17 protein-coding genes and 1 tRNA gene are annotated in these 20,358 nt (G+C 69.1%); 14 read left to right on the top strand and 4 right to left on the bottom strand.

Features of this window, described 5'->3' with window-relative positions:
- Positions 1 to 17 precede the first annotated feature (17 nt).
- Positions 18 to 1,154, bottom strand: coding sequence for a DSD1 family PLP-dependent enzyme (locus IP69_RS18750; protein ID WP_054144343.1), 1,137 nt, complete (start codon positions 1,152 to 1,154; stop codon positions 18 to 20).
- Positions 1,155 to 1,317: 163 nt separating this feature from the next.
- Here IP69_RS18750 and IP69_RS18745 point away from each other — a divergent pair, with 163 nt between their 5' ends.
- From IP69_RS18745 to IP69_RS18735, 3 genes are all read left to right on the top strand, one after another.
- A complete protein-coding gene (locus tag IP69_RS18745; RefSeq protein WP_054144342.1) occupies positions 1,318 to 3,138 on the top strand; it encodes an ABC transporter ATP-binding protein in 1,821 nt (606 codons plus the stop codon).
- Between the two features lie 75 nt (positions 3,139 to 3,213).
- The gene (hisE, locus tag IP69_RS18740; RefSeq protein ID WP_054144366.1) at positions 3,214 to 3,588 is read left to right on the top strand and encodes a phosphoribosyl-ATP diphosphatase; all 375 of its coding nucleotides are present in this window, start codon (positions 3,214 to 3,216) and stop codon (positions 3,586 to 3,588) included.
- A 183-nt stretch (positions 3,589 to 3,771) separates the two neighbouring features.
- A tRNA-Arg gene (locus IP69_RS18735) sits at positions 3,772 to 3,848 on the top strand.
- Between the two features lie 526 nt (positions 3,849 to 4,374).
- On the opposite strand, the gene IP69_RS18725 is transcribed toward IP69_RS18735, so the two are convergent.
- Positions 4,375 to 4,767 (bottom strand): c-type cytochrome, encoded by a 393-nt coding sequence (locus IP69_RS18725; protein WP_054144340.1) that lies wholly within the window; start codon positions 4,765 to 4,767, stop codon positions 4,375 to 4,377.
- 253 nt (positions 4,768 to 5,020) lie between these two features.
- Here IP69_RS18725 and dxs point away from each other — a divergent pair, with 253 nt between their 5' ends.
- From dxs to IP69_RS21985, 8 genes are all read left to right on the top strand, one after another.
- Positions 5,021 to 7,003, top strand: coding sequence for a 1-deoxy-D-xylulose-5-phosphate synthase (gene dxs / locus IP69_RS18720; protein ID WP_082359463.1), 1,983 nt, complete (start codon positions 5,021 to 5,023; stop codon positions 7,001 to 7,003).
- Positions 7,004 to 7,011: 8 nt separating this feature from the next.
- Positions 7,012 to 7,965, top strand: coding sequence for a 4-hydroxy-3-methylbut-2-enyl diphosphate reductase (ispH, locus tag IP69_RS18715; RefSeq protein ID WP_054144365.1), 954 nt, complete (start codon positions 7,012 to 7,014; stop codon positions 7,963 to 7,965).
- Between the two features lie 179 nt (positions 7,966 to 8,144).
- Positions 8,145 to 9,164, top strand: a complete 1,020-nt coding sequence (bchI, locus tag IP69_RS18710) for a magnesium chelatase ATPase subunit I (RefSeq protein WP_054144364.1) — start codon at positions 8,145 to 8,147, stop codon at positions 9,162 to 9,164.
- A complete protein-coding gene (locus IP69_RS18705) occupies positions 9,161 to 10,951 on the top strand; it encodes a magnesium chelatase subunit D (protein WP_054144339.1) in 1,791 nt (596 codons plus the stop codon). The genes bchI and IP69_RS18705 overlap by 4 nt, the downstream gene beginning before the upstream one ends.
- Positions 10,948 to 11,838: an alpha/beta fold hydrolase BchO gene (gene bchO, locus IP69_RS18700; protein ID WP_054144338.1), complete on the top strand. Its 891-nt coding sequence runs from the start codon at positions 10,948 to 10,950 to the stop codon at positions 11,836 to 11,838. Before IP69_RS18705 ends, bchO begins: the two co-directional genes overlap by 4 nt.
- Positions 11,832 to 13,376 carry a phytoene desaturase gene (locus IP69_RS18695; RefSeq protein ID WP_054144337.1) on the top strand — a complete coding sequence of 515 codons (1,545 nt, stop codon included), beginning with the start codon at positions 11,832 to 11,834 and terminating at the stop codon, positions 13,374 to 13,376. Before bchO ends, IP69_RS18695 begins: the two co-directional genes overlap by 7 nt.
- 1 nt (position 13,377) lies before the next feature.
- Positions 13,378 to 14,433 carry a phytoene/squalene synthase family protein gene (locus IP69_RS18690; RefSeq protein WP_054144336.1) on the top strand — a complete coding sequence of 352 codons (1,056 nt, stop codon included), beginning with the start codon at positions 13,378 to 13,380 and terminating at the stop codon, positions 14,431 to 14,433.
- Positions 14,434 to 14,448: 15 nt separating this feature from the next.
- Positions 14,449 to 14,619 (top strand): hypothetical protein, encoded by a 171-nt coding sequence (locus IP69_RS21985; RefSeq protein ID WP_156323540.1) that lies wholly within the window; start codon positions 14,449 to 14,451, stop codon positions 14,617 to 14,619.
- A 144-nt stretch (positions 14,620 to 14,763) separates the two neighbouring features.
- On the opposite strand, the gene IP69_RS18685 is transcribed toward IP69_RS21985, so the two are convergent.
- A complete protein-coding gene (locus IP69_RS18685; RefSeq protein WP_197279958.1) occupies positions 14,764 to 15,723 on the bottom strand; it encodes a carotenoid 1,2-hydratase in 960 nt (319 codons plus the stop codon).
- Positions 15,633 to 17,171, bottom strand: a complete 1,539-nt coding sequence (crtD, locus tag IP69_RS18680; protein ID WP_054144335.1) for a 1-hydroxycarotenoid 3,4-desaturase CrtD — start codon at positions 17,169 to 17,171, stop codon at positions 15,633 to 15,635. The genes IP69_RS18685 and crtD overlap by 91 nt, the downstream gene beginning before the upstream one ends.
- A gap of 101 nt (positions 17,172 to 17,272) precedes the next feature.
- Between crtD and IP69_RS18675 the strand changes: the two genes are divergently transcribed.
- The 3 genes from IP69_RS18675 to bchC all read left to right on the top strand — a co-directional run bounded on the left by IP69_RS18675 (position 17,273) and on the right by bchC (position 20,349).
- Positions 17,273 to 18,142 (top strand): polyprenyl synthetase family protein, encoded by an 870-nt coding sequence (locus IP69_RS18675; RefSeq protein ID WP_054144334.1) that lies wholly within the window; start codon positions 17,273 to 17,275, stop codon positions 18,140 to 18,142.
- Between the two features lie 20 nt (positions 18,143 to 18,162).
- Complete coding sequence (locus IP69_RS18670; protein ID WP_248306895.1) at positions 18,163 to 19,311, top strand: methyltransferase; 1,149 nt, start codon at positions 18,163 to 18,165, stop codon at positions 19,309 to 19,311.
- A 105-nt stretch (positions 19,312 to 19,416) separates the two neighbouring features.
- Positions 19,417 to 20,349, top strand: a complete 933-nt coding sequence (bchC, locus tag IP69_RS18665; RefSeq protein ID WP_054144332.1) for a chlorophyll synthesis pathway protein BchC — start codon at positions 19,417 to 19,419, stop codon at positions 20,347 to 20,349.
- Positions 20,350 to 20,358 lie beyond the last annotated feature (9 nt).

The following is a 20,358-nucleotide window of genomic DNA, read 5'->3' as shown; positions in this document are numbered from 1 at the left end:
ATCGGGCCGTCTGCCGGTCAGGTCAGGGCGCCGCGGGCCGCCACCGGCCAGAGCGCCTCGACATGGGCATCCGGGGTGTGCAGCCCGCGCACGCAGACATACCAGTCGTGGAGATTGACCGTCGGGTCGCAATGGCCCGGCACCAGCAGGAGCCTGTCGCCGCGATGCGGCAGGGTGATGGGGTCGCCCGTCAGCACGCCATGCTCATCGGAGGGCTTGGTGTAGACCACGCCCTCGCGCCGGAAGGGGACCGGCAGACCTGAATCGACCGAAGCCGCCTTGTGCCCGGCATCGACCACGGCGCGGTCGGGCACCGGTTTGCTCATCACGCCCGCCAGGATGAACAGCGCATGCTCGAAGGTGCGGAAGGGGGTGCCGTCGGCGGTGCGATTGCGCGCATAATCGGCGTCCATGAAGATGTAGGAGCCGGCCTGGATCTCGTTCCAGATGCCGCTCTGGCTCTCGATCTCGAAGGTGCCCGTGCCAGCCCCGCCGACGACGGCGCAGCTGAGCCCGGCCTGCGTCAGCCGCTCGACCGTGTTGCGGGTGCCGAGCGCAGCGCGCTCGATCGCCTCGCGGCGCTCGTCGATCGAGCGCATGTGCTGGGCAGTGCCATGATAGGCCTGCAGGCCGCCGAAACGCAGCGAATTGCTGCGTGAGATCGCCTCGGCCAGCCTGACCGCGGTTTCGCCCGGCGCGACGCCGCAGCGGCGGCCGCCGACATCGATCTCGACCAACACGTCGAGGACCACGTCCTGGCGCGCGGCGGCTTCCGCGGCTTCGCGCACGCCGTCGAGGTGATCGACGCAGAGACTGATCTTCGCCTGGCGCGCGAGCTTCGCCAGCCGGTCGAGCTTGACGGCGCCGGCGACCTCGTTGCTGACGAGCACGTCGGTGACGCCGCCCTCGACCAGGATTTCCGCCTCCGAGACCTTCTGGCAACATTGGCCAACTGCGCCATGGGCAATCTGGCGCAGGGCGATCTCGGGGCTCTTGTGGGTCTTGGCATGGGGGCGCAACCTGACGCCATGGCCCTGGGTATAGGCCGCCATGGTGACGAGGTTGCGCTCGAATGCGTCGAGATCAAGGATCAGGGCCGGAGTGTCGATCTCGGCAAAACTCTGGCCGGCCTGGGCCGGCGGCTGCAAGGGCATGGTCTGTCGCGCTTTCCTGAATCGGGTCGCGCCATGGGACGCCAGCTTCTTGTCGGGGGCAAGGCCCCAGGGCGCGAATGGCGAGAGGCGAGTGGAGGCCGCTTGTTCGCCACTCGCCACTCGTCACTCGCCACTCGTCACTTGCCATGATAGGTCGCGCGCCATGAAGATTGGCCGCGTCACCGACGACACCTTTGCGCTTCTCCTCCGCGTCTGGCGCGAGCAGGTCAAAGACTATCTGCCGCAGATGGCGATGATCCTGGCGCTCGTGGTGGTGATCGCGGCGACGACGAGCTTCTATCCGCTGCTGATCAAGGCCGCGTTCGATGCCTTTGCCGACCCGCTGACGGCGGAATCGACCGGTTTCGTGCGACGGATGGAGCGGCTGGTCTCGAAATCGATCGGCATCGAGATCGGCGTCGTCAACGCGGTCGCTGTCGTCGTCGTCATTGTCACGGCGGTGAAAGGCTTTTCGCTGCTGGCCCAGACGGTGATGACCAACAGCGTCGTCAGCCGGATCGAGGCCGACATGCAGACGGCGCTGTATTCGCATCTGATCCGCGCCGACCTTGCGCAGCTCCACCGCGAAAACCCGGCCTCGCTGACCCAGCGTTTCACGACCGATTTCACCTTCGTCAAGGAGGCGCTGACTCGGCTGATCAACATCGCCGTGCGAGACGTGCTCACGGCGGTCGCGCTGGTGGGCGCGATGTTCTGGATCGACTGGCAGATGACGCTGGTCGTGATGTTGATCGCCCCCATCGTCGCGCATCCGATCGGCAAGATCGGCCGCAAGCTGCGCCGCATGGCGACCTCCCAGCAGGAGCAGACCGGGCTGATGGCGAGCCTGATCACCGAGAGCCTGCAGGGCGCCCGCGCCGCCAAGACCGACACGCTGGAGCCCTATCTCGAGCGGCGCGCGGCCGCGGCCTTCGAAAGCATCCGCGCCTTGAAGATGAAAGCCGCCAATGCGCGCGGGCGGCTCGACCCGCTGCTTGAGGTCGGCGGCGGCATGGCGGTGGCCGGCGTGCTGGCGGCGATCGGGGTACGGATCACGGCCGGCGGCGCGACGGTCGGCGATTTCACCGGCTATGTCTCGGCGCTGCTGCTGGCGGCCCAGCCGATGCGCTCGCTGGGCAACCTCAACGCCATCGTCCAGGAGGCCGGGGCCTCGCTGAAGCGCTATTACGCGCTGCTTGACGAGCAGCCGCAGATCGTCGAGCCGGCCGATGCCAGGCCGTTGCAGATCACGGCGGGCGAGGTGGCGTTCCGGGATCTGCGTTTCCGCTATCGCGACGATGCGCGCGCGCTCGAAGGGATCGACCTCGTCGCGCAGGGCGGCAGGACGACTGCTCTGGTCGGGCGCTCGGGATCAGGAAAATCGACGCTGCTGGCGCTGGTGCCGCGGCTTTATGACCCGAGCGACGGCCGGGTCGAGATCGACGGGCAGGATCTGCGCGGACTGACGCTTGCGTCCCTGCGTGCCCAGATCGGCGTCGTCAGCCAGGATGTCGTGCTGTTCGACGACACGGTGCGCGCCAACATCGCCTTCGGGCGGCCGGGTGCCAGCGACGCGGAGATCGTCACTGCGGCGAAGGACGCCGCCGCGCATGACTTCATCATGGCGATGCCGGAGGGCTATGCGTCTTCCGTTGGCGAGCGGGGTCAGAGGCTGTCAGGCGGCGAGCGCCAGCGCATCGCGATTGCGCGCGCCATCCTGAAGGATGCGCCGATCCTTCTGCTCGACGAGGCGACCAGCGCGCTCGATGCCGAATCCGAGCGGCTGGTCCAGCAGGCGCTGGCGCGGCTGATGCGCAACCGCACCACGCTGGTCATCGCGCACCGGCTCTCGACCGTGCGCGACGCGGATTCAATCGTCGTGCTGGAAGAGGGCAAGATCGTCGAGACGGGCAGTCATGACGCCCTTCTGAGCCGGGATGGCGCCTATGCGCGCCTGCATCGGCTGCAAGTCATCAAGGATTGAGCGCGACGCCCGCGGATCCGCCCGTTGTCGTTCGTCTGTCATCAAATTCACATCGGCCGCGTCGATTCTCTCGCGATGGCTGATTCGATCCTCCGGCTCCATCAGGCGGTGCTGGCCGCACGCTCGCGCGACCCCGCCTTGTCGCGCACCGCACGACTTGCCGCCGAAGGCATGCCAAAGATCGCCAAGAAGATGGCGGAAGAGGCGGTCGAAGTGGCCCTGGATGCGGTGCAGGGCGACCGGCGTCGCACCATCCTCGAGAGCGCCGACCTGATCTACAATCTTGTGGTGCTGTGGAGCGAGATCGGCATCGAACCCGCCGATGTCTGGCGCGAGATGGACCGGCGCGAGAAACTCTATGGCATCGCCGAAAAGCTGCCCAAGGGACGGGACAAGCCGGTGACCCGGCTGGCGCCCGGTCCGGCTCCGCTCCTGGGAGTGGAAGGCTAAGCCCGTCGGGGCGAGGTTGCAGGACCTACGGGCCGCCACGGGCCGCTATGACGCCGCGAGCTTTCACACGGATCTGCGGCCGGCAAAACTTTCCGGGAGAGCGCGTTTGAGGGTTGCCAAGATGCGGGAGAGCGGCTATCTCCCCCGACATCGGGCGACGCGCCAAGCGCTGTGCCCCGATACGCGCCCGTAGCTCAGCTGGATAGAGCATCAGACTACGAATCTGAGGGTCAGAGGTTCGAATCCTTTCGGGCGCGCCACTAATTCCCATCTAACTCATTGGTAGGCGATCGTTTTAGCGATTGCTCATGCCATGGGTAGACGCGAGTTAGAGTGAAGGTGATTGATACCTTCGCCGAGCGTGGCGCGTTCTGCTTCTCGCGCCGGGTCCCGGCTATTCAACCCCAGTTCGATCGGCAACGCGTCGTCCCTTGTCTTCACGCGCGGTCGCCTACCCGAGCCCAGACGCTGGCGAGCGCCTTGGGAGTGCAGTCGGAGATGGTCTGGGCGCTGATGTGACTTGCGGCGGGTCTCAACCCTCTCGACCACGCTGCCGCAGACAGCACACCATCGGCAGAACCTGGCGTTGGTCGCCAACATCGCTGTCTGCTGAGCGGGTCGCGCGCCATCTCGACCTTGTGATCGTCGGGCGCGGCAGGTTCAAAGATGATCGTCAGTGCGATGCGCCGCCTGGGGGGCGCCCAGCATCCGGCAGAAGCAGCGCGCAAGTGAGCTGGTCATCGTGGCGGGCCTTCCTCGGGCCCGCCCGAAGCGTTTTGAGACGACCTACTTCTTCTTGCCGTCCGGCCCGAACTGCTTGAGATAGGCGATCAGGTCGGTGATGCGGGCGTCTTCCTTGAGGCCGGGATAAATCATCTTGGTGCCTGGCGTCACGCCGCGCGGATCCTTGATGTAGACCCGGAAATTCTCCTCGCTCCAGACCTTGTCCAGCGTCTTGTAGGCCGCGGAATAGGTGTATCCCGGCTGCGTTCCCGCCTTGCGGCCGTCGAACAGGCCATTCAGCGCGGGGCCGACGGCGTTCTTGGCCGTTTCGCCAACCTGGTGGCAGGTCCGGCATTGCAGGAAGACCTTTTCGCCGGCAGCGGCGTCCTGCGCTTGCGCGGCAAAGGGCATGAAGCTGATGAAGCCGGCGGCGATGGCGTAGGCAAGCTGTCTCATGGCGATGACCTCTCCAGACTTATTGCAATTATCATGTAAGCAGAAGTTGCAACGAGCAAGCCCGTCGTGTCGTTCCCTCGGGTATCTATTTCACGATTTCGCGGCCTCGGGCCGCTTGGCTGTCACGGGCCAATTCGCGAAAAAAGCCCGACCAAAACGATTGCATGTCGTGCAACTCCTTCGTAGTGTATCGTCAGCCTTACAGCAATATGTAAATTCAAGTTGACATATTCGACGAGCGAAGGGGAGCTGAATGCCTGATACCCCGCTTCTGGACGGCGTCACCATTCCGGCCGATCTGCGCCAGCTTTCGGTGCCGCAGCTTCGGCAACTCGCAGACGAACTCCGCGCCGAGACGATCGATGCGGTGTCGGTGACCGGCGGCCATCTCGGTGCCGGGCTCGGCGTGGTCGAGTTGACCGTGGCCCTGCATCATCTGTTCGACACCCCACGCGACACGCTGATCTGGGATGTCGGCCACCAGGCTTATCCGCACAAGATCCTGACCGGCCGGCGCGACCGAATCCGCACCTTGCGTCAGGGGGGCGGGCTATCTGGCTTCACCCGGCGCAGCGAAAGCGAATACGACCCCTTCGGCGCCGCCCACACCTCGACCTCGATCTCGGCGGCGCTGGGCTTTGCCGTGGCGCGCGATCTGAAGGCGCAGGACGGGCATGTCGTGGCGGTGATCGGCGACGGCGCGATGTCGGCCGGCATGGCCTATGAGGCGATGAACAATGCCGGCGCGCTCGGCAAGCGGTTGATCGTGATCCTCAACGACAACGACATGTCGATCGCGCCGCCGGTCGGCGCGCTCTCCGCGCATCTGGCCAGGCTGCTCTCGGGAAAAGCCTATCTCTCGCTGCGCGACCAGGGCCGCCAGTTGACGCGAAGGCTTGGGCGCGGCCTCGATTCGAAAATCACGAGGGCGGTCGAGCATGCGCGCGGCTATCTCACGGGCGGGACGCTGTTCGACCAGCTCGGCTTCTACTATGTCGGCCCGATCGACGGCCATAATCTCGACCATCTGATCCCGGTCCTGCGCAATGTCCGCGATGCGCCCAACGGGCCGATCCTCGTCCATGTCGTGACGCAGAAGGGCAAGGGCTATGCGCCCGCCGAAGCGACGACCGATAAATACCATGCGGTGGTCAAGTTCGATGTCGCCAGCGGCGTGCAGGAGAAGGCGGTCTCGGCCGCGCCTTCCTACACGAAGGTCTTTTCCCAGGCGTTGATGCAGGAGGCGGCCCGCGACGAGCGCCTCGTCGCGATCACCGCCGCCATGCCGTCTGGGACCGGACTCGACGCCTTCGCGAAGGCCCACCCGTCGCGCTTCTTCGATGTCGGCATTGCCGAGCAGCATGCCGTGACCTTCGCGGCGGGGCTCGCGTGCGAGGGGCTCAAACCCATCTGCGCGATCTATTCGACCTTCCTCCAGCGCGCCTATGACCAGATCGTCCATGACGTCGCCCTGCAGAAGCTGCCCGTGCGCTTCGCCATCGACCGTGCCGGGCTCGTCGGGGCCGACGGAGCAACCCATGCCGGCGCGTTCGACACCGCCTATCTCGGCTGCCTGCCCGGCTTCGTGTTGATGGCGCCCGGCGACGAGGCCGAACTCGTCGATATGGTCGCCACCGCCTGCGCCTATGATGAGGGGCCGATCGCACTGCGCTATCCGCGCGGCGACGGTGTCGGCGCCAAGCTGCCGGCCGCCGGCACGCCGCTCGAAATCGGGCGTGGGCGCGTTCTGCGCGAGGGCACCCGTGTCGCCATCCTGTCCTATGGCACAAGGCTCGCCGAATGCCTGCAGGCGGCCGAGCAGCTCGAAGCGATGGGGCTTTCGACGACCATTGCCGATGCGCGTTTCGCCAAACCGCTCGACCGGGCGCTGATCGGCCGTCTCGCGCGCCATCACGAGGCGCTGATCACGGTCGAGGAAGGCTCGGTCGGCGGCTTTGGCTCCTTCGTGCTGCATGCGCTGGCCGAGGACGGGCTGTTCGAGGCCGGTCTGAAGATCAAGACACTGACCCTGCCGGACCGTTTCCAAGAACACGACACCCAGACGCGCATGTATGCCGATGCCGGCCTCGATGCCGCTGCCATCGTCGCGGTCGCGACGGGGCTGTGCCGGCCGGGGCAGGCGGCCTGGCGCCACGCCATGGCGGGTTCGGCGGCGCTGCGGCTTGTGCCGGCGCATTCCGAAGGGCCGCGCTCGCTTCACGAGGCCTCGACATGACTGTGGTGATGCCCTTCAAGCGCCCCTTGCAGGTGCTTCTGGCCAAGCCCCGGGGCTTCTGCGCCGGCGTCGTCAGGGCGGTCGAGATCGTCGAGCGCGCGCTCGCCCAGGCTGGTGCGCCGGTCTATGTCCGCCACGAGATCGTCCACAACACCCATGTCGTCGAGGGGCTGCGGGCGCAAGGAGCGGTCTTCGTCGGCGAGGTCGACCAGATCCCGCCGGGGGCGACCACGATCTTCTCCGCCCATGGCGTCTCGCGCACGGTCGAGGCGGCCGCTGCGGCACGGGGGCTCGATGTGATCGACGCAACCTGCCCGCTGGTCCAGAAGGTCCACAACCAGGGCCGGCGCTACGCCCAGCTCGGCTATGACGTCGTGCTGATCGGCCATGAGGGCCATGCCGAGGTCGAGGGTACGCGCGGTCAGATTCCCGGCCGCCTGCATGTCATCGCCACCGCCGCCGAGGTCGCCGATCTCGTCGTCATCGACGAAAGCAAGGTCGCCTATGTCAGCCAGACGACGCTGAGCGTGCAGGACACGCGCGAGGTCATCGCGGCGCTCACCGCACGCTTCCCGGCGATCGTCGGCCCCGATATCCGCAACATCTGCTACGCCACGCAGAACCGCCAGGCGGCCGTGCAGGCGATGGCGCCGCATTGCGACCTGATCCTCGTCATCGGCTCGCGCTCCTCCTCGAATTCGAGCCGGCTGCGCGAGGTCGGCGCGATCGCCGGCGTCGAAAGCCATCTGATCGAGGGGCCGGACGCGATCGATCCGGCCTGGTTCGACGCGGTCGATACGGTGGGCTTCACGGCCGGCGCTTCGGCGCCCGAGCAGCTGATCCAGGACACGATCGACCGGCTGCGCACATTCCGCTCGGTCAGCGTGCGCGAACTCGACGGCACGGAGGAGGACATCGTCTTCCGCCTGCCGCAGCGGCTGGTCGAGGCGATGGCGTCCTGAACCCGGAGCGACAGATGATGGACGGCCTGATGGATTCTTCCGACCTCCTCTCCGACGGGCGGCAGAATGCTGCCGATCCGGGGATCGTCGGTGGGCCAGCGGGCGCCGCAACGCGCGATACCGCAAAGGCTTTACCCGCACCGGCAAAGGCTGCGCGGCGGGCCCGCGCCACAACGCCGATGCGGGTTTCGCGGGATGCCTCCACCGGACGGGCGCCGCCCTTCCCCTTCTCGGCGATCGTCGCGCAGGAGGAGATGAAGCGGGCCCTGCTGCTGGCAGCGATCGACCCGACGATCGGCGGTGTGCTGATTTTCGGTGATCGCGGCACCGGCAAATCGACCGCGATCCGCGCGCTCGCGGCGCTGCTGCCGCCGATGCAAGCCGTGATCGGCGACCCCTATAACGCCGCGCCTGATCCCGGCCAGCGCGGGCAGAAGACGCATCTCGTGCCCGTCCCCGTGGTCGATCTGCCGCTGGGGGCAACCGAGGACCGCGTCGTCGGCGCGCTCGATCTGGAGAAGGCGCTGGCGAGCGGCGAGAAGGCGTTCCAGCCCGGCCTGCTCGCGCGGGCCAATCGCGGGTTCCTCTATATCGACGAGGCCAATCTGCTGGAGGACCATCTCGTCGACGTGCTGCTCGACGTCGCGGCCTCCGGCGAGAATGTGGTCGAGCGCGAGGGGCTGAGCATCCGCCACCCCGCCCGCTTCGTGCTGGTCGGCAGCGGCAACCCGGAAGAGGGCGAACTGCGCCCGCAGCTGCTCGACCGGTTCGGCCTTTCGGTTGACGTCACCACGCCGACCGATCTGCCGACGCGCATCGAGGTGGTGAAGCGTCGCGACGCCTTCGACCGCGACCCGCACGGCTTTTGCGGACAATGGCGGGCGGCCGACGAGGCGATCGGCCGCAAGCTGATCGCCGGACGCAAGCGGCTGGCGCAGATCGAGACTTCGGACGCGGCGCTGACGCGCGTGGCGGAGCTTTGCCTGCATCTGGGCACCGACGGCCTGCGCGGCGAGCTCACCCTGATGCGGGCGGCGCGCGCGCTGGCTGCGCTCGAGGGCGCCCAGGAAATCCTCGACAGTCATATCCGGGCGGTCGCGCCGATGGCGCTGCGCCACCGCCTGCGCCGCAACCCACTGGACGAGGCCGGCTCGACCGTGCGGGTCGAGCGGGCGCTGGCCGAGGTGTTCGGCCCATGAGCGCGGCCGTCGCCAGCGCGACAGAGACCCCCTTGCTGACGCCCTGGCGGCTGGCCGAGATCGCGGCCGCGCTGCTTGCGCTGGACGGCGCCTCGATCGGGGGTGTGTCCCTGCGCGCTCCGGCCGGCCCGGTCCGGGAGGCCTGGCTCGCCCGGCTTGCGACCTTGCGCGGCGGGGCGCGCTCCCTGCGCATGCCGGCCGGCATCGGCGATGCGCGCCTGCTCGGCGGGCTCGATCTCACCGCGACGCTGGCGATGGGGCGCCCGGTCGCCGAGCGCGGCCTGCTCGCCGAGGCGGATGGTGGGGTTCTGCTCGTCGCCATGGCCGAACGCGTCGATGCCGCGACGGCGGCGAAGCTTTGCGCCGTGCTCGATGCTGGCGCGGTGACGGTCGAGCGCGACGGCGTCGCCCTGACGACTCCCAGTCGGTTCGCCATCGTCGCGCTGGATGAAGGCATCGCCGCCGACGAGCGGCCCGCGGCGGCGCTGTCCGACCGCCTGGCGCTGCGGCTCGATCTCACGGCGCTGTCGCATCGCGAGGTTGAGGCGCCCGCCTTCGACGCACAGATCATCGCCGCCGCGCGCGAACGCGTCGCCGCGACGATCAGCGACGAGACGATCGCCTGCCTGTGCACGGCGGCGCTGGCGCTCGGCATCGGCTCGACGCGCACCGCGCTGCAGGCGGTCAAGGTGGCGCGGCTGGCGGCAGCGCTTTCGGGACGCGACGCGGTCTCGCCCGAGGATGCGGCACTGGCCGCCGCGCTCGTGCTGGCGCCGCGCGCGACGCAGCTCCCGGCCCAAAGCGATGAGGCAGACGACCAGGACCAGGAGCCCGAGCCGGAGCAGCAGGCGCAACCGGATATACCGCCCTCCGAAAGCGAGGATCAGCCGGTCGAGCCACGCGATCTCGACGACATGGTGCTGGAGGCCGCCAAGGCCGCGATCCCCGCCGGTCTGCTGGCGCAATTGCTGACGGCGGGGGGCCGGACCCAGGCGCGCGCCGCCGGTCGCGCGGGACAGTTCCAGAAGGCGGCGCGGCGCGGCCGCATCATCGGCTCGAAGGCCGGCGATCTGCGCGGCGGGGAGCGGCTCGATGTGGTCGAGACCCTGCGCGCGGCGGCGCCCTGGCAGCTTCTGCGGCGCGGCGAGGCCGCGATGGCGGGCCGCCCCGGGTTGATCGTGCGCCGCGAGGATTTCCGGATCGCGCGCTACAGGCAGCGCAGCGAAACCGCGACTTTGTTTGTCGTTGACGCTTCCGGCTCCTCGGCGCTGGAGCGCCTGGCCGAGGCCAAGGGCGCGGTGCGGCTTTTGCTGGCGGAGTGCTATGTCCGCCGCGACGAGGTCGCGCTGATCGCCTTTCGCAAGGCGCAGGCCGATCTCCTGCTGCCGCCGACGCGGTCTCTGGTGGCGGCCGAGCGCGCGCTGGCGGCCCTGCCGGGCGGGGGCGCGACGCCGCTTGCCATCGCGATCCAGGCTGCCATGGGGCTGGCGGATGCGGTGCGCCGCAAGGGCCGCACGCCCGCGCTCGTATTCATGACAGACGGGCGGGCGAATATCGATGCGGACGGCAAGCCGGGTCGCGGCAAGGCGCAGGCCGATGCGCTGATGGCGGCGCGGGGCCTGCGCGGCGCGGGGCTGACCGCGATTCTGATCGACACCTCGCCCCAGCCGCAACCGCAGGCGGCCGAACTGGCGGCGGCGATGGGCGGGCGCTATCTGCCGCTGCCCCAGGCCGATGCAGCCGGCGTCAGCCGGGCGGTCGGCGCCGCCCTGTCGGTGGCGCGATGAGCGCCGCCTTGTCCTGGGCGATCGAGGGCCGCGACTGGCCGCATCGCGCCGCGAGCCGCTTCGTCACGGCGGCCGGGCTGTCCTGGCATGTCCAGTCGATGGGGCAGGGCCCGACCCTGCTGCTGCTGCACGGCACCGGCGCCTCGACCCATTCCTGGCGCGATCTGATGCCGCTGCTGGCGCGGGATTTCCACGTCGTCGCCGTCGATCTGCCGGGCCACGGCTTCACCCAGGCGCCGGACCGCGACCTGCTCTCGCTGCCGGCGATGGCGCGGGGGCTCGCAGCGCTGCTGCGCATGCTCGGCGTGTCGCCCGATGGCGTCGTCGGCCATTCTGCCGGCGCGGCGATCGCGCTGCGCATGGTCCTGACCAAGACGATCGCCCCCGATTGCCTGATCAGCCTGAACGGGGCGCTGCTACCGTTCAAGGGCGTGGCGTCGCAGTTGTTTCCCTCGGTCGCCCGGCTTCTGGTGCTCAACCCGCTGGTGCCGCGCTTCTTCGCCTGGCGGGCGGGCAGTGCGGACGCGGTGACGCAATTGTTGGAAGGCACCGGCTCGCGGCTCGATGCGCGCGGGCAGGAACTATACCGGCGGCTGTTTTCCAACCGCGTCCATGTCGCCTCGACGCTCGGGATGATGGCAAACTGGGATCTGGAGGGGCTGGGCCGCAGCTTCGGCAAGATCGACGTGCCGGTGCTGCTCGTCGTCGGCGCCGGTGACAAGGCCGTCTCCCCCGCCGAGGCGCGCGAGGTCGCACGACGCCTGCCCGACGCCCGGACCGAGACGCTGCCAGGGGTGGGCCATCTCGCTCATGAGGAGCAGCCCGAGGCGGTCGCGCGGCTGATCGGGATCGAGATGCTGCGCCACAGGGAGCTGATCGCATGCTGACCGAACTGCACCCGCCGAGCCTGGGTTCGGGCACGCGCGCGCCGGAGCCCGACCGCCGCCCGCATGCGGTGGTGATCGGCTCGGGCTTCGGCGGGCTTGCCGCCGCGATCCGGTTAGGGGCGCGCGGCTACCGCGTCACCGTGCTGGAGACTCTCGACCAGCCCGGCGGGCGGGCCCGCGTCTTCCGGCAGGACGGCTTCACCTTCGATGCCGGGCCGACGATCGTCACCGCCCCGTTCCTGTTCGAGGAGCTCTGGGCGCTGTGCGGGCGGCGGATGGCTGACGATGTCAGGCTGACCGCGCTCGACCCGTTCTACCGCCTGATGTTCGACGATGGCTCCAGCCTCGATTGCTGCGGCGATGTCGAGGCCATGCGCGCGCGGATCGCGGCCTTCGCGCCGGGCGATGTCGCCGGTTATGGCGGCTTCCTCCGGGACGCCGAGGCGATCTACAAGGTCGGTTTCGAGCAACTTGCGGATGTGCCGTTCAGCACGCTCGTCGACATGCTCAAGGCGCTGCCGGCGATGGCGCGGCTGCGGGCCGATCGTAGCGTCTACGGTCTCGCGGCGCATCATGTCCGCGACGAGCGGCTGCGCACGGCGCTGAGTTTCCACCCGCTCTTCATCGGCGGCAGCCCGTTCTCGGCGACGGCGATCTATGCGCTGGTGCTTCATCTGGAGCGGAAATTCGGGGTGCATTTCGCCCAGGGCGGCACGGGCGCGCTGGTGCAGGGCCTCGTGCGCCTTCTCGAAGGGCAGGGCGCGACCCTGCGCTATGGCGCCAAGGTCTCGGAGATCACCGTGGCGAACGGCGCCGCCACCGGCGTCAGGCTTGCGGATGGCGAGGCCATCGCCGCCGATGTCGTCGTCTCCAATGCCGATGCCGCCTACACCTATGGCACCTTGCTGAAGGCGCAGCCGCGCAAACGCTGGAGCGACGCGAAGCTCGATCGGGCGCGTTATTCCATGTCGGTCGTGGTCTGGTATTTCGGCACGCGCCGCCGCTACGAGGATCTGCCGCATCACACCATCCTGTTCGGGCCGCGCTATCGCGGGCTGGTCGACGACATCTTCGAGCGGAAGGTGCTGTCTCAGGATTTCAGCCTCTATCTGCACCGCCCGACCGCGACCGACCCGACCCTGGCTCCGGAGGGCTGCGACGCCTTCTATGCGCTGGTGCCGGTTCCCAATCTGCAGGGCGATGTCGACTGGGCGAACGAGGCCGAGCCGTTCCGCCGTCGTATTCAGCAGCGGCTGGAGGCAACGCTGCTGCCGGGCCTGGGCGACTGCCTCGCCACCTCCCGGCTGATGACGCCGCCCGCGTTCCGCGACGATCTGCTCTCCGTCCATGGCGCCGCCTTCGGGCTCGAGCCGCGGCTGATGCAGAGCGCCTGGTTTCGGCCTCACAATGTCAGCGAGGAGGTCGCCGGGCTTTATCTCGTCGGTGCGGGAACCCATCCCGGCGCCGGGCTGCCCGGCGTCCTGTCCTCGGCCAAGATCCTCGATTCAGTGGTGCCTCATGCGACAGAACGGGTCTGATATGCGTTTCTCGGGGCCCTCAGGGACGGATCTGGCCGCCTGCGACGCGATCCTGCGCGTGGGCTCCAAATCCTTCCGGGCCGCGGCGCTGCTCTTGCCGCGCGACATCCGCCAGCCTGCGACTGCGCTCTATGCCTTCTGCCGGCTTGCGGACGATGCGATCGACGAGGGGCCGGGCGATGCCACGACGATCGCGCTGCTCGAGCGCCGTGTCGCCGCCGCCCATGCCGGCCGCCCGCATGATCACCCGGTCGACCGCGCCTTTTCTGAGACAGTGCGCGGCTTTGGCCTGCCCCCGGCCGTGACGCTGGCGCTGATCGAGGGGCTGGCCTGGGATGCGCAAGGGAGGCGCTACGAGAGTTTCGACGACCTCTGCGACTATGCCGCGCGCGTGGCGGGTTCCGTCGGGGTAATGATGGCGACGCTGATGGACCGGCGCGCGCCCGAGGTGCTGGCGCGGGCGGCCGATCTCGGCGTGGCGATGCAGCTCAGCAATATCGCGCGCGATGTCGGGGCGGATGCGGCGATGGGGCGTATCTATCTGCCGCTGTCCTGGCTGCGCGAGGCCGGCATCGACCCCGACGCCTTCCTGGCCGACCCACGCTTCTCTCCGGCCTTGGGTCAGGTGGTGGCGCGGCTTCTGGCCGAGGCCGACAGGCTCTACGCCCGGGCCGATGCCGGCATCGCGGCGCTGCCCGCCTCCTGCCGGTCGGGGATTCGCGCGGCGCGGTCGATCTATGCCGAAATCGGCCGCGAGGTCGCGCGACGCGGGCATGACGGCGTATCTCGCCGGGCCGTCGTGCCGGCTTGGCGCAAGCTGGTGCTTCTCGCCCGCGCGCTGGCGGGCGGCTCTCGCGATGCCGTGCAACTGGGGCTGCCGGCAATGCCGGCGACGGCCTATCTTGTCACGGCCGTGGCCGTGATGTCGCAGGGGGCCCGGATGCCGTTGCATGTGGCTGTCGTCCCATGGTGGGATCTGGTGGGGCGCACGACGGCGGTGATCGAGATGTTCGAGCGCCTTGGCCGGGTCGAGCGTTCCGCCGCCGGGGGGCGATGAGGAGGATTTGCCGCGATGGCGTCCAGCACGCTGATCATCGCCGAGATGCTGTTGACGCTGGGATTGTGCCTCGGCTTCGGCTTCTACCAGCTCTGGGACCTGCGCCGCGAGAAGGCCAAGGATGCGGCCAAGGCGGCTGAAAAGGCCGCGGCAGACGCAGATTCCGAGCGCGCTGGCGCGTCCTGATCTCACAACGACCCATGGCGTCGTCGTCCCGGGCTTGACCCGGGACCCATTCCAGAACGCGTCCGATCAAGATTCAGGAATGGATCCCGGATCTCCGCTTCGCTGCGTCCGGGATGACCGGCTTTGTATCAAACGCAGCACGCGCTACCTCCGCCGCGGCATCTTGAACGGCAGCATCGCCTGGACGACCGGGTTGGCGAAGCGGTCCAGCGACAGGCTCTCATGCATCGCCGTGACGCTCTCGCCGCCAAGCGAGGTGCGCACCAGCGAGCGCGCATAGAAAGGCGTGTCTTCCAGCGTTTCGACCAGCACGGCCGGCCTGCCGGGGTCGCTGCGGGTCTCGCGCGCGATGCGCCAGCCGCTGCTGGGCAGGGCGACGGTCGGTCCCGGTGCAAGCGCGGTCGCCTGGCCGTCCTGGCCGAAGCGCCAGCCGAGATCGAAGATCGAGCCGTCGCGGCGCGTGCCGCCATAGAGCACGGCCGCGCCGTCGGGCGTCGGCGCGCGCGACCAGTGCCAGGAACGGAAGCCCTCGGCGAGCGGTGCGTCGCCCTGGTTCATGTCCAGATAGCCCGGGCCGCTCCACGACAGATCGGGCTCGCTCAACGCGACCTCGACCCGCGACAGCGGCGCGATCGGCCACCAGCGATGGTCGCCATCCGGGTTCAGCGTCACGACATGGTCGGTGATCGCTTGCGGTGTGACACGGACCGTCCCGCGCACCCGGCGCGGCACGGGCAGCGGCATGCCGATCTCGTCGATCGTGATGGTCAGTGTCCGCCCGTCCCAGTGAAGCGCGCTGGGGCCGACCGCGAAATGATCCGGCCCAACATCGACGTGCCGCCGCCCGCGCTCGGTCATCGTCCAGCGCCGCGCGCCGGGGCCATACAGCCCGACGTTCAGCGCGCAATGGTCGCGCGGGTCGGCAGGCCTACGCCGCCGCGCCCAGGCGTAATAGGGTGAGAAGACGCTGCCGATGAAGGCGATGATGCTGAGACCGTAGCGGCCATCGTCGCTCAGCGCGTCGACATACCACCAGACATAGCCGCCTGGCGCGACCGCGACGTCGAAGCGAGGTCCGCGACCACGCTCTGCGTCGCCAGCCACCCCGATAGCGCCACCATCGGCACGCCCGGTCCCGGATGGACGCTGCCCCCGGTCAGGTAAAGCCCCGGCAGGCGGCTGCGCGAGCCCGGTCGGTTGAAGCTCGCCATCGCGCCATGGGTCGAGCGGCCGTAGAGCCCCCCGCCCGTCGCCGGAAACAGTGCCTCCCAGTCGCTGGCTTGCGTCGTCAGCATCGTGTCGCGCTGCAGGGTGATCTCCAGGCCGCATTGCGCCATCCGGGCGAGGCTCCTGCGCAGGCATGTCTCCATCTCCTCGGGCGGAAAGGCGGGGCGGTCGCCGCAGGGCGGGGCGTTGACCAGGACGAGCAGGCGTTCGGGGCCGGGCGGCGCCGCGCCCGCCTCGTCGCGGTCCTGCGCGCAGACATAGATCGTGGGTTCGTCCGGAAGCCGGCCCCGACGAAAGATCGCCTCGAACTCGGCCGCGTAGTCGCGCGAGAAAAAAACGTTGTGCCGGTGCAGCGGAAAGCCGCCGGTCTGCGCAAAGGCGGCGAAGGTCAGCGCCGAGAGCGAGCGCTCGGCGGGCTTGGTCGGTGTCGCGAAGGGGGCGGCAGCCCGGCCAAAGCGGCCGGTGGCGATGGCGTTGACGTCGGCATTGCTGATGACGGCATCGGCGCGCAAGGTCTCACCGTCGGCCAGGCGCACACCCGCGGCGCGGCCGCCCTCAATCAGGATCTCATCGACGGCCTCGCCGTAGCGCAGCCGCGCACCCTTGGCCTTGGCGAGCCCGGCCAGCGCAAGCGCCAGCTGGTGCATCCCGCCCTCGACCAGCCAGACGCCCTCCTGCTCGACATGGGCGACGAGCATCAGCGTCGCGGGTGCGGCAAAGGGGGAGGAGCCGCAATAGGTGGCGTAGCGGCCAAAGAGCTGGCGCAGGCGCGGGTCCTGGAAGGACTGGCCCAGCGCGTCCCACAGCGTTCCGAACGGGCTCGCGCCCCAGAGCTGGCGCAGGCCGCCGAGCCCCGCATGCTGCACCAGCCCGAGCAGGCTCGGCCGCTCGCGTGTCATGAAGCTGTCCTTCAGCGCATCATGCAGGCCGCGTGCCTGATCGCAGAAGGCAAGGTAGTTGCGCCCCTCATTGGGGCCGGCGAAGGCGGCGATCGCGTCCGCCGAGGCGTTCCGATCGGCGAAGAGATCGAACCGCTCCGACTCGCTCCAGGCATGGCGGGCGAGCACCGTGGCGGTCGTCAGCGCGACATGGGCGTCGAGCGTCTCGCCGGCTTCTTCGAAGATCTTGTCGAAGACCCAGCGCATGGTCATCACGGTGGGGCCGGCATCGAGCCTGCGACCTCCAACCACGACCTCGCGCATCTTGCCGCCGGGCGCTTCCGCCTTCTCGATCACCGTGACGTCGCAACCGCGCGTGGCCAGGAGCAAAGCCGAAACCAGCCCGCCGATGCCGGCGCCGATGATCAGGATGCGGGGAGTGCCCAAGCGGCGCCTCGTGCGGGTTGACTTCACACTCACAACTGTCCAGTCTTGTTGACACATAAGTTGTCAGCTTGGAAGAACGTTCATTCGCAAGGGGGATCGTGATGGATACCGGAACACGGATCGAACAGACCCTCGACGCCGCCATCGCGGCCGCCCATCTGCAGAACTGCCCGCCGCTGCTGGCCCAGGCGATGCGCCATGCGGTGTTTCCCGGCGGCGCGCGGATCAGGCCGCGCCTGACGCTCGCCGTCGCCCGGGCCTGCGGCGATCCCGAGCCGGCGATGGCGAACGCTGCGGCCGCCGCGATCGAGTTCCTGCATTGCGCCTCGCTCGTCCATGACGACCTGCCCTGTTTCGACGATGCCGCGATGCGGCGCGGCAAGGCCTCGGTCCACAAGGCCTATGGCGAGCCGCTGGCGGTGCTGGCGGGCGATGCGCTGATCGTGCTCGCCTTCGAGACACTGGCCGAGGCCGCCATCCGCCAGCCGCAGAATCTTGCGACGCTGGTGCGCGTTGTCAGCGCCGCCGTCGGCAGCCGGGGCGGCATCGTCGCCGGCCAGGCCTGGGAATCGGAAGCGACGATCGATTGCGCGCTGTATCATCAGGCCAAGACCGGGGCGCTGTTTGCCGGCGCAACGATGGCCGGTGCTGCGGCCGCCGGCGCCGCGCATCGGGATTGGCGGGGGCTTGGGGAGAAGCTCGGCGAGGCCTTCCAGGTCGCCGACGACATCCGCGACGTCGCCGCGACACCGCAAGAACTGGGCAAGCCCTGCGGCCAGGACGCGGCGCATCTGCGGCCGAACTACGCGTCGGCCCATGGGCTTGGCCCTGCGATCGCCCATCTCGACGCCCTGGTGCTGGAGGCGATCGCCGCGATTCCCGCCTGCCCCGGCCGCCAGGAACTCGGGATGCTGATCGGCCTCACGGCCAAGAGCTTCCTGCCGGAGAGCCTGCAGCGTCGCGCGGCCTGATGGTGCCCGAGGCGCCGGCCTTGGTTGCTGGGCCTGCGGTGGAACCGGCACCCGCCGTCTCGCTGACCGACCGGCTGGCGGGATGGCGCAACCGGCTGGTGGCGAGCCCGGGCTTCCAGCGCTTTGCCGCCTCCTTTCCCCTGACCAGGCCGATCGCGCGGCGGCAGTCGCAGGCGTTGTTCGATCTCTGCGCCGGCTTCGTCTACGCGCAGGTGCTGCAGGCCTGCGTCCGTCTCGATCTGTTCCGCATTCTCGAGCCGGGACCGCGCAGCGCCGCCGAACTCGCGCCGCGCCTGGCGATGACCGAGGCCGCGACTACGCGCCTGCTCGGGGCTGCGGCTGCGCTCAAGCTGGTCGAGCATCGCCCCGGCGGGCGCTATGGGCTTGCCATGCTGGGCGCGGCGCTGCTCGGCAATCCCGGCGTCGGAGCGATGATCGCCCATCACGATCTGCTCTATGGCGATCTCGCCGATCCCGTGGCGCTGCTGCGCGGCGAGGCGGGGCCGACCGCGCTGTCGCGCTACTGGTCCTACGCGACGGCGGAGAAGCCAGCAGACGCACCCGCCGTCGATGTCGCCGCCTACAGCGCCCTGATGGCGCAGTCCCAGCATCTGGTCGCCGACGACATTCTCGCGGCCTACGATTTCTCGGGTCATCGCCGCATTCTCGATGTCGGCGGTGGGGAGGGGGCCTTTCTGATCCGCGTGGGGGCCCAAGCGAAGGCTCCGGCTTTGACGTTGTTCGACCTGCCGGCCGTGGCGGCGCGGGCGAGAGAGCGTTTCGAGACGGCGGGAATTAGCGCGCGCGCCGACACCGTCGGCGGCGACATGCACCGCGATCCCTTGCCCGAGGGCGCCGATCTGGTGACGCTTGTGAGGGTGCTGCACGACCATGATGACGAAGCGGTGCGAGCCCTGCTGGCGCGGATACGTGCCTGCCTGCCGGCTGGCGGCACATTGCTGATCGCCGAGCCGATGGCGGGCTCGCCCGAGACCGCGCGGATGGCCGAAGCCTATTTCGCCTTCTATCTGCTCGCCATGGGCAGCGGCCGGGCGCGCAGCCCCGCGGAGCTGACGCAGTTCCTGCACGAGGCCGGATTTTCCGATGTCCGCCGGCTGAAGACGCGGAGGCCAATGCTGACCGGCGGACTGACTGCGCGTGTCAGTTGACACAAAAAGTGTAAATTCAATTTGACACCTTGGATTGTTCCGATAACCTGACAGTCAGGCGATCGGCGAGCCAGTGCGGCCCGCCCCGACCCCGAAGGTTCTCCGATGCAAGCGCTGGCAGTCCTCGTCGAAAGGCCCGAGCATCTGGTTCTCAGCCAACTGGAACTCGTCGCGGCCGGGCATGAGGACGTCGTCGTCGCCACCCAATGGAGCGGGATTTCGACCGGCACCGAGCGTCTGCTCTGGTCGGGCCGGATGCCGCCCTTTCCGGGCATGGGCTATCCGCTGGTGCCGGGGTACGAATCGGTCGGTCGGGTTATCCAGGCCGGCGACGCCTCGGGGCGAAATGTCGGAGAGCTCGTCTTCGTGCCGGGTTCGCGCGGCTTCAAGGAGGCGCGCGGCCTGTTCGGCGGCGCCTCGTCCCATCTCGTCGTCCCCGGCGCCAAGGCCGTCCCGATCCCCGAGAGCCTCGGCCCGTCCGGCGTGCTTCTGGCACTCGCGGCCACGGCCCAGCATGCCCTGGCGAATGGCGTCCTTCCGGAGCTGATCATCGGTCATGGCGTGCTTGGACGCCTGCTCGCCCGGCTCGTCCTCGCCCATGGCGGTCAGCCCACGGTGTGGGAGAGCAACCCGCTGCGGGCGACGCAGGCGCAGGGCTATGCGGTCGTCTCCGCCGAAGCCGATGCTCGCAAGGATTACCGCGTCATCTGCGATGTCAGCGGCGACGCCTCGCTCCTCGACACGCTGATCGCAAGGCTGGCGCCGGGCGGCGAGATCGTTCTCGCGGGCTTCTACGACCAGCCGGTCGCCTTCTCCTTCCCGCCCGCCTTCATGCGGGAGGCGCGGTTGCGCGTCGCCGCGGAATGGCGCCAGGCCGACCTCGACGTCGTGATGACCCTCATCGCCGACGGAAGACTTTCACTGGACGGGCTCATCACCCACAGCGCGCCGGCCAATGACGCGCCGGCCGCCTATCGCACCGCTTTCAGCGACCCGTCCTGTCTCAAGATGATCCTGGATTGGAGTGCCTGCTCGTGAACATCCAAA

The organism is Allobosea sp. AAP35, assembly GCF_001295925.1.
Taxonomy (GTDB): domain Bacteria; phylum Pseudomonadota; class Alphaproteobacteria; order Rhizobiales; family Beijerinckiaceae; genus Allobosea.
The sequence above is the reverse complement of the archived record's forward strand: the minus strand, read 5'-3'. Positions and strand labels throughout refer to the sequence as shown.